This window comes from Pedobacter deserti (genome assembly GCF_024436415.1).
Taxonomy (GTDB): Bacteria; Bacteroidota; Bacteroidia; order Sphingobacteriales; family Sphingobacteriaceae; genus Pedobacter; species Pedobacter faecalis.
Genome location: NZ_JAFMZQ010000001.1, coordinates 2,525,399 through 2,539,932, shown reverse-complemented (window position 1 = coordinate 2,539,932; position 14,534 = coordinate 2,525,399). Strand labels below are relative to the sequence as shown.

Genomic DNA, 14,534 nt, shown 5'->3' with positions numbered 1-14,534 from the left:
ATTAGTTAGCACCTGAGGTTCCGAATTCGACCTCTGCATCAGGAATGGGAAAAGTATATTTCGATGCAGTCATAGGGTTCGCCACGCCATCCGGAATGGATAATACATTTTTACGTTTATAATAAAACCAGAGCTGCCCCTCAGCATAAAATTCCTTCCGGTATTCCAATTGAATCTCTGCGTCGAAAGCTGCCTGAGATGCAGGAAGCGGCAAAGCAGGAATCAGACGATTCTCCCTTACATTATTCAGATACGTGACGCCTTCAGCCATCGTCGGTGCGGCTTCTGCGGCTATGTAGTACATTTCTGAAAGACGTATCAATGGAATTACACGTTGCTTAACGTTTTCAGGCTTGTCACTCCAGTACTTCTTTGTGTAAATGATTGTTGCCGAAACGACATTCCATAAGTCCCTGGTCGCCGCAGGCCTCCTGATTTCAGAGCCATAACCAGGTACAGAAGACTGGTACATCGCATCCAGTTTAACGCGGGTAGACCATAAGTCCGAAGTCTCGCCAGTTGGACCAGTATTTTTGAAAAACACATCTGCCTCGCGCTTTAAACCGGATACATAAATTGAAAAAACGTGTTCATTGGTGAATGTCAGGTCCGAATCATTTGATGCAACATCAGTATTGATAGACGAAGGGTTAATGAAGCCGAACTTGGTACTGTTTATTACTTCCAGCGCATATTTAAGAGCGTTCGGCTTGTCCCCTTTAAACATATAAAGTCTTGCCAGCGTAGCTTTCACTGCCCAATAATTTAAATGATTTTGCCGGAATTGGAGAAATAGATCTGGATTAGTACTACCCTGATTTGCAGCAATACGATCTATGTTCTTATCTCCGGAAAGCAAGATCTCGGCAGCCTTCAGGTCTGCTTCGCAACTGTCTAACACAGCTCCAAGCGTCAGTCTTGTCTGCGGAAAAATCGTGAAAGATTTCAAGTAAGCAATGGACGGGGAGTTTGCGTTTGCACCGTCAGCATAGCGATCCGAGAACAGCCGGGCAAGATCAAAATGGAGGTATGCACGCATACCAAGGGCCTCACCTTTTATGATACTGTGTGTGGCCGCATCCAACACACCATTGGCGTTATCCAAATTTTTCAAAAGATAATTGGCCTGTGCTATCGATTGATAGGAATTATTAAATACGCTGTCTACTACTTTTCTTACCTCTGTATCGGTATAGTTATATCGTGCAATATTGTAATAGACGGTATTACCTGTCGACTTGTTCTCATATCGCTGGGCAAGCATATCAACGAAGCCAAAAGTTAGATGCTTACCATATCCGGCAGCATCCGCTGATTTCTGATAAATTCCGAAAAGCGCATCAATATAGCCTTGGCGAGTGCTGAACTGCTCACCTTCCGTCATCTGCGTTTTCGGTTTAACATCGAGCCATTTTTTACAAGAACTAAACAATAGGACCGTACCCATCAACAGGACGGCTGTAATATGCTTTATATTTTTCGTTTCCATTATAGTCTTAAGTTTCGATTAAAAGGTCGTTTGTAACTGGAGAGTGAAATTGTGTGCGAAAGGATAATCCAAGCCTCTCTCCTGCTTTATCGAACCCGTCCTAAATAGTTGTCCGGTAAACAGCGTAACCCGCGTGTTTTGTACACCAAGTCTTTTATTTAGCCGGTCAGAAAAGCGATAGTAAAAGGATGCGTTCTCGGCGAGCAGAAAGTTATTGCGCTGAACAAATCTGGATGTAGCATAGGCAATATTCGGATTTTGCTGTCCAGCATAATTTACGATCGCCCGGTAAAATGCCACATCACCCGGCTTGGACCAGCGCTCCTCGTATACCCGCCTGTCGACATTATACATGGAAACGAGCGCATTTTCAACCCTGTCAATTAATGTTTGATTATACGCATCGCCACCGAAATTAAAACGCATATACAGGTTAACTCCGATACCGTTTATCTCCATGTTTGTTCCAAATGTGCCCTGGAGCGTCGGCGTCTTATCGCCCACGATAACCTGGTCCAGCGGATTGTAAACATTCGTAATCTTTCCATCCCTTGTCAGGAACAGCTCGTTGCCTGATGCGGGATCGATTCCAATTGATCTGACCGCCCAGATTGCGTTAACCGATTGCCCTTCTGCATACCTGGGAAGCGGGGTAGTCGAACGCTCTGAGTTTGCACGTTCATTTAAGGCGCGTATAGTCGTCGAAATCTTCTCTATTTTGTTGCTTACGTGAAAAGCATTTACGAAAACAGACCAGTTGTTGCGCTGCGCAGGATTTGCAATAAGATTAAACCTTCCATACAGCTCGTACCCCTTGTTCAGTACATCACCCATATTATCAAAGTACCCGCCAAATCCAGATGAAGGTGCAGTAGAGATGAAAGCTATACTTCCTTTTGTGCGTTCAACAAAATAGTTTGCGTTTAAACTCAGCCGGCTGTCGAAGAGCGTTACGTCAGCGCCGATATTCTGCTTAAGTGTTTTCTGCCATGCCAGCGCCGAGTTGCCATAGCCCATCAGGTAAGACGCCAGTACGCCGCGATACTCACGATCGGTAAAATACCTGCTGGTCGTAACACCTTTATAACTTTCAAAACTTTGCGACCCTGTTGTCCCTACGGTATAACGCAATCTAAACTCGCTAATCGCTTCGTTGTTGCGGAAAAAAGACTCATTATGCAAATTCCATCCTGCACCGAGCGACCAGAACGGAGCGAAACGCTTTTGGGAACCAAATAGTGAGGAGCCATCCAGACGGTAAGTAGCGTCAAAGAGATAACGATTGTCGTAGCTATATGCAGCTCTGGCCAATGTTCCAATCGTCCTGGTGGTCCCTTCCGTGCCAGCCGGTTTGCCGGCTGCGGGATACTGATTTCCAAGGATCAGCTGATCAAGGCTCGGGTTAGGAAAGCCCTCAACCCGGATCGACTGCGTATTAAAATTGTTCTCCTGCACGTTCAATGTAGCGGAACCCGATACAAAGTGCTTACCGAAAGACTTGTTTGCTTCTGTTGTCAAGAATCCTTCAACTGATGTGAGGTCTCCCGTCCCTTTTGTGTAACTGCCTTTTTCGAAAGTTTTCACATCAGCAAAGGAACTGTGTTGTGCAGGCAAAAATATGTCAGACTGATCGTCTTGTCGCATGTAAGATAAACGTGCAGTTACACGCAGCCAATCAATTGCCTGCCAGCGTGTTTCAAAATTGTTCCTAACGCTTCTATAAGCCGTTTTGTCTGTTATATTCAGCGAGGCGTTATAAAGTGGATTTAACGGTCTCCCTTTATAGCCATTAAGGTTGTCATAATGATCTGTTAGCTGTTTATCGATACGAACGCCAGTCAACGGGTTAATTACATCGTCCAAAAAGATCTTATAATTTCCATTTTCATCATAAGGAGTCCAGTAAGGATTTAACTGTGCATATTGTCTGAAAGAACCATACGGTGAATTATTTGCATTATTATAGGTCAGCGTCAGGTCATTACGGAACTGAAAGTTTTTCAACCGATAGGATAGGAACGAATTTGCTGTGGTCGTTTTTCTGTCCGATTCCTTCATTACTCCAGTTTTTTGGTCATAGGTCAGGTTTAACCCGTATGTTACGGCTTCAGCTCCTCCTTCAACATAAATGTTGTGCTTTTGTCCAATTCCCGTTCGCAAAGGCTTGGCCAACCAATTGGTATTTATTCCACTTTGAATAGCCTTAAGGCGATCCGAGCGCAAATAATCCAGCTGATTTTGCCGATCATTGAAATTATCCACGTATCGCAAGGTCCGTTCCTCCAGATCAAATTTCTCCTGCGCGTTTAGAAGATCATAGCCAGTTAGATCCGGTGCCTCAACAGACGTACTACCATTGTATGTAAAACGCAGTTTTCCTTCAACCGGCCGGGTTAATTCGATCACTATTACTCCATTTGCCCCTCTCGATCCGTAAATCGCCGTTGCACCAGCATCCTTCAAAATGGTTACACTCGCAATCCTGTTCATATCAAGGTCGTTGATCCGCTGTAACGTTGTCTCAAAGCCATCTAAGATGAACAGGGGTGCATTTGGCCGGTTACTGTAGTTAAAGGGATCGGTATTGCCATCCTGCCTGATATCTACCAAGGTGTTTCCACCCCTCAAAACTACATCGGGCAGAACGTTAGGGTTCGAACCAACCAGAAGATTTTCAGGAATCTGGAAAGCCGGGTCAAGAGAAGTTAGTGCGCTCAACACATTGTTATTAGAAACCTTTGCAAGCTCCTGTGCATTAAATGTGCGCGCTGCACCTGTAAAAGTCGACTTCGACTGGTTTACGATACCCGTTACCACCACACCTTTAAGCGACTGCGCCGATTCCTCGAGCCTTACCTCCAGCACAGGTTTAGTGATTGTAATCTCCTGCGTTTCGTAGCCAATATAACTAATCAGCAACACAGCATTTCTGGAAGCCGATAGCCGGAAATTACCCCTGGAATCTGTCTGCACACGCGTACTCGTATTTTTCACAGCCACCGTGGCGCCGGCTATCCGGTCCTTGTTCCGGGCATCATAAACTGTACCCGTTATAACGGTATCCTGCATTACCATGCCACGAAGCGATCTTGTCAAAGTCCGGGTCGCAGCCATGCTCTTTGTAATTAAAATCCGGTCATCTACCTGCCGGGCAGTCAGGTTAGAGCCCTGCAGCAACTGCTTCATCAGGTCCTCAACATTAATAGAAGCTGAATTAAACGTCAGGCCGTCCACACCTTTTACATCTGAGCTCCTGTACAGAAATCTGAAGGGTGTTGTTTTTTCGATCTTCTTGATCGCATCTATAAGGCTTTCATCCTCAAATTTAATACTTAAGCTAACTGCATTCATAGCCTGGCCCTTTGCGCCTGAGGCGGTGGCAAATTGTAATGAAAGCGAGAGGATAATGCCGATGAGTAAGGTTATACGCATACAGTGAATTAAGAAATGGTGGTTTGTCAGGAACAAAGAATTCCTGATTCTTGCTGCATCTGCAGAAAAATTCATATTTTCGAATTTATGTGATTACTAAACGTTTGCTTGGAATTACATCAGGGGCCGCTATCCTTGATAGCAACTGCCCGGAGGGTAAGGCTCATCTTTTGATACTCGCAATATCAGCAGATTACCTTACCCTTCTTTATGTCGAATTTTTTGAGACTGAGTAGAATTTCTTCATGTACTTGTTGGTTTTAAAGGTTGAATTGATATGGTTTTAAGCTCTTTATTGATGCTGTAAGTTGCCATTAGAAACTCACAAAAACTCTTCATAAAAGAGTCTGGAGACTCATTGCTACGCATTGAATAGGTAAATTTTTGCTTCCTTAAATCCGGATCATTTACCACAATCTTATATCCGAATTGCTCCTCCAGGCGCTGAACGGCATCTTCCAGTGAAATATCATTGAATTCCAGATCCTGCTGTCTCCAGGCCAGTTCCTGCTCCGCGTTTACCTCCTGTCTCAGGGTTACCCGGTTATCTTCTCCAAATACAAGCTGCATATCTTTATGCAAATAAGTAACCTGGCGGGATACGGTATTTTTCACCTCCACCTTGCCCCGTATCACATTAACCTTGACCGTCTTACTGCCGGCGGAGGTCGTAATATCAAAAGCAGTACCCAGCACTCTAGTGAGAACGTTGCCTGTGTGAATTATAAATGGCCTGGACGGATCATGGGCAATATCAAAGTACGCCTTGCCTTCTAACCTAACTTTCCGGCCGGATGCGCCGTTAAAATCAGAAAACAACGTAAGACTACTCCCCTTGGCCAGTATCACCATACTGCCATCAGGCAATTTCATCATGGTATTCTCTACGTCAGAGGCTTTAAGCAATTTAACTTCAGCTTTTCCGGGAGCGGCAAGTGCCGATTGTTCTCTAACAGAACTGTGTGCACCCTTCTTCCAATCCAGTTTGTATGTAAATAATACGGCAGCCGCAAGTGCTGCTGCAACGGCCGACCACTTGAGGATCCGCATTACGCTATACCTCTCAACAACAGACTTCTCAGACAGCTCGTTCCACATTTCTTCCTTGACTTTTGCAAGCTGTTCCGCTGAAGGGCGCTGACCATTTTTTAGCTGCGACAAGTACCAGCCTTCCAAAAGTGCACGCTCTTCATCCGTGCATTTGCCTGCCGCATACTTCTCTAAAATATCTTTAAAATCGGGTTTCTTCATTTAGGTTACACATAAAAAGCTATTCGCCTTTCCTATATGTCGGTTGTGCGCCGCTTCGGTAGTAGATAAAGTTTGAAAAAAAATCAATTTTTTAATGCTCACCTGAAATATGCCGTAAAAAAGGCCAAAACGAGCATATAATAGTTCTGAAACTTGGGTCTTAGCAACTTTACCGCATTGCTGATTTGCTTTTTAACTGTCTTATCTGAAATATTTAAGGTTTCGGCAATCTCCTTGTGAGACATTTCACCCTTCCGGCTCAGCAAAAACACTTCTCTCATCTTTTCAGGCAAATTATCAATTTCCCGATCCATCTCTGCCCTGATCTCCTTTTCTATTAAAGCATTGTCAGTACTGATATTACCCGCCTCTACATAATTATTAAATGAGTCAGCATAGTTGTCGCGCACCTTTTGTCTACTCATAGCGTCAAATACCTTATACCTTACGGCAGTGTACAAATAATTCGATAAGGAACCAGTGATCTCTATAGACGGGCCTTTGGCTAAAAAAGACATGAAAATTTCCTGCACCACGTCCTTAGCGTCATCCCCGGACCTAAGCACCTTACTTGCCGCCACATATAGCAATTGCCAGTAGCGTTCATAGATTACATTGAAAGCAAGCTCATCCCCGGCCTTCAACCGGGATAGAAGTTCAAAATCACTAATGTTAGCTTTATCTTTCATTTTCCAAAGGGAACCCTCACTCCCGTTGTTATCAGGTAAAACATTATACGTTGCGGTGCGACCGATATCCTAAAGTACGACTTTTTCAGATAATTAATACACAACCGAACAATCTGGGGCAAAGATATAAAAATCTACAGTATTAGTAGACTTTATTTTACTATTCAGCCTGATCCTTAAACCTCACCCTGATGAACCTCGGCCTGTACAACTGCGGATCATCAGCGAGGTCTTTTAAAAAATCAAAAGAATTCACATTATAACTAATCAAAAGCTCTCCCGGAGCAGACAAATGCGGATACGCTTTAGCATTATACACAAAATAAGACTTTTTGGTTAGTGCCGGGCTACAGTCATACAACCTTATTATAGGTCCAAAGGGCCCTACTGGTGTGTCTCCTATGCGCATGGCAACATGACGGCCCATGCCTCCCTCCTGAAAAACCAATGCGTATCTTCCATCCGGTAGCGCTGATACGCTTAGTTCGTTAGAAACCTTGTCGGTAACCGGGGCCGACTTCATCATATCGGTCTGCCAGGTATTGCCGTCCCAAAACCGCCAGCGGTCATAACGTTCAAAATCTTCCGGTTTCACGCGCGCCACGAGCATTTTCTTAGCCTGACCCCTCACACCGTATACATAAACATAGCCATCCGGGGCCGGAGCGCCAGCCACTTTGGTGTTCACGTAAATTCCGGCGCCAAAGGAACCCATGTCACCTGTCTCCTTCGAAATAAAAAAGGGCGTGTCTTTCTGATCGTACCAAGAAGACTTAAAACTGCCTTCCTGCTTTTCCACTGCACCAATTGCTGAAGGATCTATCTTCAACAAGGTGTTTCCGACTTCTTCAAAGCCGAATGTACCGTCAGATACCTGTTTCACCCGATAGCCAAAAATAAACATGCGGTTCAGCGCCGTATTAAAAAAACCATCGCCCAGCCAGTAATAGTCGGTCGGACCAGTCTTCGGCGTTTTAGGAATAAAGACTGTCTCTGCTTTTCCGTTTGGATGCTTGTCCCAATAGAATTGCAGACTATCGCCGACTGGCTTCTGGCCTCTCATGATTGCAAAAGAGTTATGGACCATTACCGCACCGGGAGCCATTTTACCCGCTGTAATTTCACCCACCATGCTGTCGCTGAAGATGAACATGGTTTTGGCAGAAGCGCTTAGGCCGGATTCCGAGCCGTTGAAGGGTATCGCGTAAATACCGTCGCCGCCAAACCAACCCTTGGTGCGGGTAAACAAGGCCGACCATTCGGGAGCTTCTTCAACCGTAAATTTCAGATCAGATTGTGCACCTGCCTCAGAAAACACCAGGAAGCATCCACAAAAAAGAGACAAAATTCTTTTCATTTATTCCATTTGCTTGCTAAAATGCCAAACTAGGAATAAAATCCCTTACACGGGGAACGAATCAGTGTCTAATTTTAAATCTTTTACGCAGCATGATAGGATCTTTAAGAAAATCTACAGCCTTAAGATGACTTGCTCCTACCGTGCGTGTCATCCTTATCCTGCCTTCCGGTCCATCGCCGGTTAGGGCGCCAACTTTATCCAGCACATCCGCTGCATTACTGCCCAACTGCTCGTCGCTAGGCTCAATATCTGGTGTAAAACCTGAAAAATACCCTCCCGCTCCAGCAGCGTTATAAATTAAGAAGCTCGGCACATGCAGCGTATAGCGATCTACAACTATACCGAAAGAGCCCACCGGTTTCCCGTAAGTCTTTGTCCCTATCAGGGTGACCGGAACATAGGGCTTCATCACATTAATCAACAATTCACTGGCCGATGCGGTGTTTTTATTCACAATAAAGCACAGCTTTTTTAAGGATGTCAGCGCGCCTTTCTTTTGGAAACGGATCGTATTGGCAGCAATGGAGAAGTCGATGTCCGCATACGTTGCAGGCCGGCCGCCAACATAAACAACCCTGCCGTTTTCATCCTTGTATACCTGATGCTTTAAGATCTTTGCCCTACCTGCCTGCATTTCAGTGTTAAATTGTTGTGTATACATCGTCTTTTCATTCATCGATGGCAGTGCAAGCAAATCTGCAATATACTCTGCCGTCTCCGTATATCCGCCCATGTTCCCCCGCAAATCAATGATCAGGGAGGTGATGCCCTGCGGCTGCGCAAAGAGCTCAAAGGCTTCATCCAGCAAACCGGTCATTGACGATAACGCATAGAATTGGGTAAACCTGAGGTAACCAATATCGCCCTGTCTGACTGCTTCCAACTGGCCTGTGGCCGATAATTCGTCAGACTGCCCATTGGCGGCCGCCACCCGGCCATAACCATCGCTTTCCTCGATGAAACTGTATTTAGAAAAACCCGGCAGTGCGGTATACTCGTATGGTTTTGAAGTAAGCGGATTCACAGCATAAGTCGTCAGGTCAAACACCGCCTTTTTCAGATTGAGAAGCTCCGATGCGGCAGCCGAATGATATTTCCTGGGATTGAATACGCGATAGTCCGGCAACGCTTCATGCCAGACATACACATGCCGGGCATAAAGAAAAACAGAGTCCAGCGTTAGTTCAGCGCGAGTTCCCGAGGCGGGCGATTCCAGCTCCGGCTCAACAACGTCTGGCTTTCTGCAAGCCGCAATGCTGCTGACCGTCACCGTCAGCAGCGCAAACTTTAGCCAGGCGCAAAATTTCATGCTATTTCGTAGTCAGATCCTTACTGCCTGCCTTACTGATGAAGTACCTGAACGAACAATACCCCAGCTTGTCGGCAATATGATCAGCAGCAGTCGGATTGGTCAGTCCCCCTTTATAATTGCTCTGATACTGAAGTTTAGCATAGCGCCCATCGGTCAGTTTAATGATCAGGGTTTTGTTCGGATAAGGCACACTATGCGTAGCAAACCCTTTTTCATCGTACATATAATTGGCCCAAAAGAAAGGCTCTTCCGGCGCTCCCGAACTTCGTATACCAAAAGCAAGCTTGCCGGTCTGGTCAAACTGATCGTCGGCCGGAGGTGCCGTAACATCATCGAAATTTTGCGTTACAAAAGCAATAACTGCCCGGCCAGCACCCTGATAATACGGTGCATCCGTGTTGGTTGTCTGTCCTGTGTTCGCATAAATATTCGCTGCGTTTGCAAGCGTAAATGCGATGTCCCATTCATTGGTCTTCACCTTTTCCGCATCAACAATCTTCATCCCCTCCAGCGAGAAATACACAAAAGTCCTTCTGCTGCTTTCTATCTTAAGATCCTTTACGTTAACGATCTTCTTTTTGTCAATCGTTACCCATTCGTTCACAATAACCTCTTTAGGCTCAGGTTCGGGGGCAGGCTTTTCAGGCGTCACGTCGTCGTCTTTACACGCGTTCAGGCAAAATAACAATAGTACAGATGATAGCAGGGTGTAGTGGTTAAATTTCATGTTTAAAGAATATTTATATGGAAAACTTTATTCAGCAAGCGCTTCGTTAGCCGCTGTTAATTAAGGTTTAAGTTAAATTGGTGTATACCTAAACTTATAGTAAGGGAAATCCGTAGCCATGATCGGCGAATCAGGCGTTCCATCCTGATAGATGCTCTGAATTTCGATTTTGAAATAGTCGCTGCCGCTCTTATAAATCAGCGTACGGCCGCTCAATGGAGACACAATGTGAACGGCAAAGTTGTAATTATACCAACCCGGACCAGTGTACCGCGTGGTTGGAGGTACCGGGTAATTGATCGTGTTTTCCTTGCCTATTACAGATTGTACACTGTCGGCATGAAAATCAGAGCGCGTTACGCTGCAATAGGCCTTATTGATATAAGCCAGCTCACCATCAGGTCCGGCCGAAATGTCTCCATTAGCCGTACCGGTAAAGCGCAGATCGTAGAGGGATGACGTACCCCCTTTGTTATCAAACAGGTTAAAGTAGTAGGTTGTTGCCCGGTCGTGCGGATCGGAAGGTGTAGGGTTCACCGTTCCCTGGAAAAAATTAAGAACGTGGTACGACTGGCATTCCACATTATTCGCATCACGGGAAATGGTGCCCCCACCATCGGTAATGCTAACCGGGCTGGCGCCTGGCGTTATGGTTACCGCCTGCGCACCTCTGAGTTTCAGTTTAGCGCTTTCGGGAGCATCCGCAGATTCCTTTTTGCAGGATGACAAGATAAGAAGGCCAGCCACAACAAGCATGCTGCCTTTAAAATAGTTTTTTTTCATAATTTTGTGTTTTTACTGGTCCTGGCAGCGTGTAGACCTGAGAAATTTAGACGCTGCCATACCAAATCATTAATAAGGGATTAATTGGTGGATATATTCCGGCTGCCCGGCGTTTGCTGAATAAAGTATCTGAAATTGAGGAAGGGCGCCAGCGTCTTCGCATTAGGGTCTTCCCACCAGGGAGGTGTTCCCGGATTATCTTTGTACAGGTTCACCAATTGCATTTTCACATACCGGTTATCCCTGAGTTTAAATACCAGCGTATTGTCCTTATGCGGATATAAGGCGTGCGTACCCAGCCTGTAGAAGCCCCAGCTCAGAATTGGCGAGAACTCGTCCAGTGAAACCGGTATCAAACTTCTGATGAAAGCTTCGGCAGGTGCTTCTTTAAGCGCATCAAAAGCAGTAGCCACTACCTTGATCTTGCCCTCGCCCTCCTGCCAGTCAACCGTCGTAGCGTTCGAGTGTACAGACGAATTATACATGTCATCAAAATACACATGCCAGTTTTGGGTCGACGACCAGGTATAGCGTACATCCACAGCGCCGTTATGGTTGTCGCCTAAAATGGCCGAGCGTGTGTCAAAGTTAAAACCTATAGGCCGGTGCCCCTCTGAGGCACCCTTGCCAACATCCGGGGCCGGAAGGTTTACTACATACACCACCTGGTATTTTTCGTCCAGGTATACATAGTCAGATATCTTCTTAACCCTTGCAGGCACCCAGTTCGTGCCCGACAGCTTGGCCGTATCGGGAATCTGCGGACCGTCCGGACCATCATTATTCTTTGCGCAGGATACCATAAGCGTCACTGCCAATATCGCCACCAGGGCAACCCTAATCTTGTTCATGGTTTATTTAATTTTTGTGAAGTCTTTCAACCCGTCTTTCAGGATCGTGTATTTAAATGTGATGTACGGCGCTTCAGACTGCAGTGTCGGACTCGTCGGACTGCCTTTATAAAAACTGTAAATAATCAGTTTGGCATAGTTGCCCTTGGCCGTTTTCACGATAATGGGCCGCGGCAAATTGTATACAATATGCGCCCGCTCCTTATCGCCCGGAAACATTGCGCCGTAAAAGTCGTAAAAAGCATAACCATTGCCGCTGCCAAGGAAGTGATCCAGGCTCAGGTAGCCTGCGCTGAGCAACTGATTGTCGGCCACCGGTACTGTCTTCACGTTATCGTAAGCCTCATCAAGCAGCGACTTGTCGATCGGCACCTGCTTAGGCTGATGCTTTTCCTGGTCGTAATATCGGGCCTCAACGGAGGGGTCAATGATCAGGTACAAGCCTCCCCGTGCAGGACTGCCAAAGCCAGGACCCTTAGTCCCGTTCTCGAATGCAGCTTCGCCATGGTTGGCCCACATGCTGCTATTATATATACTGGTGAAAGCAATATCCCACTTGTCGGTAGCCGCATAAGCCTCCGGCACCGGCCTGCCATCCTCCAGACTGTAGTACACCGGCTTAAAAACACCATCGCCTGTGCTCATGCTGGCTTCCGTGTCTCCAATCAGTGTAGCCGTATACTCGCCGCTGGCGGTCACGGTAGCTGCTGGCAGCGGAGGCAATTCTTTTTCCGGCGCGGGGTCGTCCCCTTTGCTGCATGACAGCAAACCCATCATTAGCCAGCAATAAAAAGCGTAAGTTATTCTCATGTTTTATTTAGAATGATTTTAAATAATAGCAAATATGACAACTATCTTCCACATAAGCCTTGATAAAGGCTTACCATTTCGGGATTATAAATGGCGATTATGGGATTCTATTTGGTACTCAGATCGCGGCTTCCATCTGCCTGCACATAATATCTGAAAGTAAAGTAAGGCGCAGGCCAGTTCAGGTCGCTCACCGTCGCAGGCGCGCCTTTATACATACTTACCATTTCAAGCTTTGCAAACTTACCTGACGCGGTTCGCAGCACAAACGTTCGGTTTTTCACAGGTACCGCTATGTGGGTCTTCAGGTCATAAAAAAACCAGCCTATCCCATTTCCAGAATCCCAGCCAAAGCTGGGAATCCCTTTTGTCTCAAAATCAGCATCGGCCGGAGCCTGCGATACTTCTGCATAAGGCTGGTCAACAATCAATATTTTGCCCCTGGCCACGCTACCAAAACCAGGCGTTCCCTCGTGCAGACCGTTATTGATCACGATAAGCGAGTTATACTGCTCCGTAAAAGCAATATCCCAGTCGGCCGTTTTAACTTTAGACCCGTCCACCTTCATGCCTTGCTCCAGCGAGAAGTAAAATGGCTCAAAAGGCTTGCCGCTGCTCACGGTGTTGCCCACATCGCCGGGAAGATCTTTAATCAACGTACTCTTTGTATCTGCCAGTTCCGGTTTTTCCTCCTTCTTCGTGCAGGCGGCCATCAGCCCGGCCAGGGCCAACGCGCAAGCCGTCAAAGCCATATATCTTTTCATCATCATTGTAAATTATTGTTGCAGCATCATCTGCTGATCTTCATCAGCCTTCATTTCGCTGGGCAGCAAACCAAAATACCGCTTAAACGCATCTGTAAAATGGCTCGGATGGTTAAAGCCCACTGCGGCCGACACCTGCCCAACGTTCTTCTTTTCCGAAACCATCAGTCTGCGCGCCTCCTCCATCCTAAGCCTGGTCACGTACCCATAAATCGTTGTGCCATAATACTCTTTAAAGCCCCGCTTCAACTTAAATTCGTTCAAAGAGATCTGTTTAGACAGCTCAATGATCGTTGGTGGGTAACTATAAGTGGCGTCCAGAATCTCTCGGGCATGCTCTATCTTCTTCAAATCATCCGGCTTCACCATATACTTGTCTACCTCGGCTATACCCGACTGCATTTGCTCCAGCTGAAGCATAAGTAGCTCCAGGATGCGCGATTCGGTATGAAGCCGCTTCAATTCGCCCGTCCGCCTGCAGTCGCGGATATCCTTAATCACCCGCTTCATCTCGGTGGTCACCGAAAAATCCTTCGCCGCATAAGAAGTATACCGGCCCTTTAGAATCTCCTTTACAAAATCGCTGTGCAAAAGCGAGTGCTGATCAATCAGGTGAAAATAATAGGGTTTAGACAGCACGAGTAGAAAGTATTCGTATTCCACGCCGGCAGTCATCGGATACTTCCCCTTTATAGAAGGTATATACCTGATGTTGTGCCTGCTTCCCGTCCGCCTGGTCGCTTTGTCTGACTTTTCCGCCTTACCAGTCTCCGGCCTGGTGCCATAGAAAATGAACTGCGAAGTGATCACCTCGCCCTCGATCTCCGAGAGCACCTTTACATTTTCCGAGAACTGCATGGTGGAGTGCACCAGGAATAAACCACCCGTACTCAACTGATAGTTCACCAGCTTTTGCGCAGAGAGGCTCTTAATGTTTACCTGCTTCTCGCAAAGCTGTGTACTTGGTGCGTATAGCTCCGGAATCTCTTCCATGAACAGCCAGTCGTCGGCCCCCTCTATCTTCGATTTAATCTTCATTTGTCAACAATTATGGGACAACTCCGCT

12 protein-coding genes are annotated in these 14,534 nt (G+C 46.3%); all 12 read right to left on the bottom strand.

Annotated features, from left to right (window positions below):
- Nucleotide 1 precedes the first annotated feature (1 nt).
- The gene (locus J3P40_RS11555) at nt 2–1,489 is read right to left on the bottom strand and encodes a RagB/SusD family nutrient uptake outer membrane protein (RefSeq protein WP_256005739.1); all 1,488 of its coding nucleotides are present in this window, start codon (nt 1,487–1,489) and stop codon (nt 2–4) included.
- An 18-nt stretch (nt 1,490–1,507) separates the two neighbouring features.
- Nucleotides 1,508–4,996 (bottom strand): SusC/RagA family TonB-linked outer membrane protein, encoded by a 3,489-nt coding sequence (locus tag J3P40_RS11550; RefSeq protein ID WP_256005736.1) that lies wholly within the window; start codon nt 4,994–4,996, stop codon nt 1,508–1,510.
- A gap of 168 nt (nt 4,997–5,164) precedes the next feature.
- Nucleotides 5,165–6,172 (bottom strand): FecR family protein, encoded by a 1,008-nt coding sequence (locus tag J3P40_RS11545; protein WP_256005735.1) that lies wholly within the window; start codon nt 6,170–6,172, stop codon nt 5,165–5,167.
- A 98-nt stretch (nt 6,173–6,270) separates the two neighbouring features.
- The gene (locus J3P40_RS11540) at nt 6,271–6,861 is read right to left on the bottom strand and encodes an RNA polymerase sigma factor (RefSeq protein ID WP_256005731.1); all 591 of its coding nucleotides are present in this window, start codon (nt 6,859–6,861) and stop codon (nt 6,271–6,273) included.
- A 160-nt stretch (nt 6,862–7,021) separates the two neighbouring features.
- Nucleotides 7,022–8,218 (bottom strand): DUF5005 domain-containing protein, encoded by a 1,197-nt coding sequence (locus J3P40_RS11535; RefSeq protein ID WP_256005729.1) that lies wholly within the window; start codon nt 8,216–8,218, stop codon nt 7,022–7,024.
- 61 nt (nt 8,219–8,279) lie between these two features.
- Nucleotides 8,280–9,530, bottom strand: coding sequence for a S41 family peptidase (locus tag J3P40_RS11530; protein ID WP_256005727.1), 1,251 nt, complete (start codon nt 9,528–9,530; stop codon nt 8,280–8,282).
- A 1-nt stretch (nt 9,531) separates the two neighbouring features.
- Entirely contained in the window at nt 9,532–10,260 is a 729-nt protein-coding gene (locus J3P40_RS11525) for an HmuY family protein (RefSeq protein WP_256005725.1), read from the bottom strand.
- A 72-nt stretch (nt 10,261–10,332) separates the two neighbouring features.
- A complete protein-coding gene (locus J3P40_RS11520) occupies nt 10,333–11,043 on the bottom strand; it encodes a hypothetical protein (RefSeq protein WP_256005724.1) in 711 nt (236 codons plus the stop codon).
- Nucleotides 11,044–11,123: 80 nt separating this feature from the next.
- Nucleotides 11,124–11,894, bottom strand: a complete 771-nt coding sequence (locus J3P40_RS11515; RefSeq protein ID WP_256005723.1) for a hypothetical protein — start codon at nt 11,892–11,894, stop codon at nt 11,124–11,126.
- 3 nt (nt 11,895–11,897) lie between these two features.
- Nucleotides 11,898–12,704 carry an HmuY family protein gene (locus J3P40_RS11510; protein ID WP_256005722.1) on the bottom strand — a complete coding sequence of 269 codons (807 nt, stop codon included), beginning with the start codon at nt 12,702–12,704 and terminating at the stop codon, nt 11,898–11,900.
- Between the two features lie 107 nt (nt 12,705–12,811).
- Nucleotides 12,812–13,474: an HmuY family protein gene (locus J3P40_RS11505; protein WP_256005719.1), complete on the bottom strand. Its 663-nt coding sequence runs from the start codon at nt 13,472–13,474 to the stop codon at nt 12,812–12,814.
- Nucleotides 13,475–13,480: 6 nt separating this feature from the next.
- Nucleotides 13,481–14,506, bottom strand: coding sequence for a helix-turn-helix transcriptional regulator (locus J3P40_RS11500; protein ID WP_256005716.1), 1,026 nt, complete (start codon nt 14,504–14,506; stop codon nt 13,481–13,483).
- Nucleotides 14,507–14,534 lie beyond the last annotated feature (28 nt).

Coding starts and splice junctions, on each gene's coding strand:
- J3P40_RS11555 (WP_256005739.1), bottom strand. CDS start 1,489: ATGGAAACGAAAAATATAAAGCATATTACAGCCGTCCTGTTGATGGGT.
- J3P40_RS11550 (WP_256005736.1), bottom strand. CDS start 4,996: ATGAATTTTTCTGCAGATGCAGCAAGAATCAGGAATTCTTTGTTCCTG.
- J3P40_RS11545 (WP_256005735.1), bottom strand. CDS start 6,172: ATGAAGAAACCCGATTTTAAAGATATTTTAGAGAAGTATGCGGCAGGC.
- J3P40_RS11540 (WP_256005731.1), bottom strand. CDS start 6,861: ATGAAAGATAAAGCTAACATTAGTGATTTTGAACTTCTATCCCGGTTG.
- J3P40_RS11535 (WP_256005729.1), bottom strand. CDS start 8,218: ATGAAAAGAATTTTGTCTCTTTTTTGTGGATGCTTCCTGGTGTTTTCT.
- J3P40_RS11530 (WP_256005727.1), bottom strand. CDS start 9,530: ATGAAATTTTGCGCCTGGCTAAAGTTTGCGCTGCTGACGGTGACGGTC.
- J3P40_RS11525 (WP_256005725.1), bottom strand. CDS start 10,260: ATGAAATTTAACCACTACACCCTGCTATCATCTGTACTATTGTTATTT.
- J3P40_RS11520 (WP_256005724.1), bottom strand. CDS start 11,043: ATGAAAAAAAACTATTTTAAAGGCAGCATGCTTGTTGTGGCTGGCCTT.
- J3P40_RS11515 (WP_256005723.1), bottom strand. CDS start 11,894: ATGAACAAGATTAGGGTTGCCCTGGTGGCGATATTGGCAGTGACGCTT.
- J3P40_RS11510 (WP_256005722.1), bottom strand. CDS start 12,704: ATGAGAATAACTTACGCTTTTTATTGCTGGCTAATGATGGGTTTGCTG.
- J3P40_RS11505 (WP_256005719.1), bottom strand. CDS start 13,474: ATGATGATGAAAAGATATATGGCTTTGACGGCTTGCGCGTTGGCCCTG.
- J3P40_RS11500 (WP_256005716.1), bottom strand. CDS start 14,506: ATGAAGATTAAATCGAAGATAGAGGGGGCCGACGACTGGCTGTTCATG.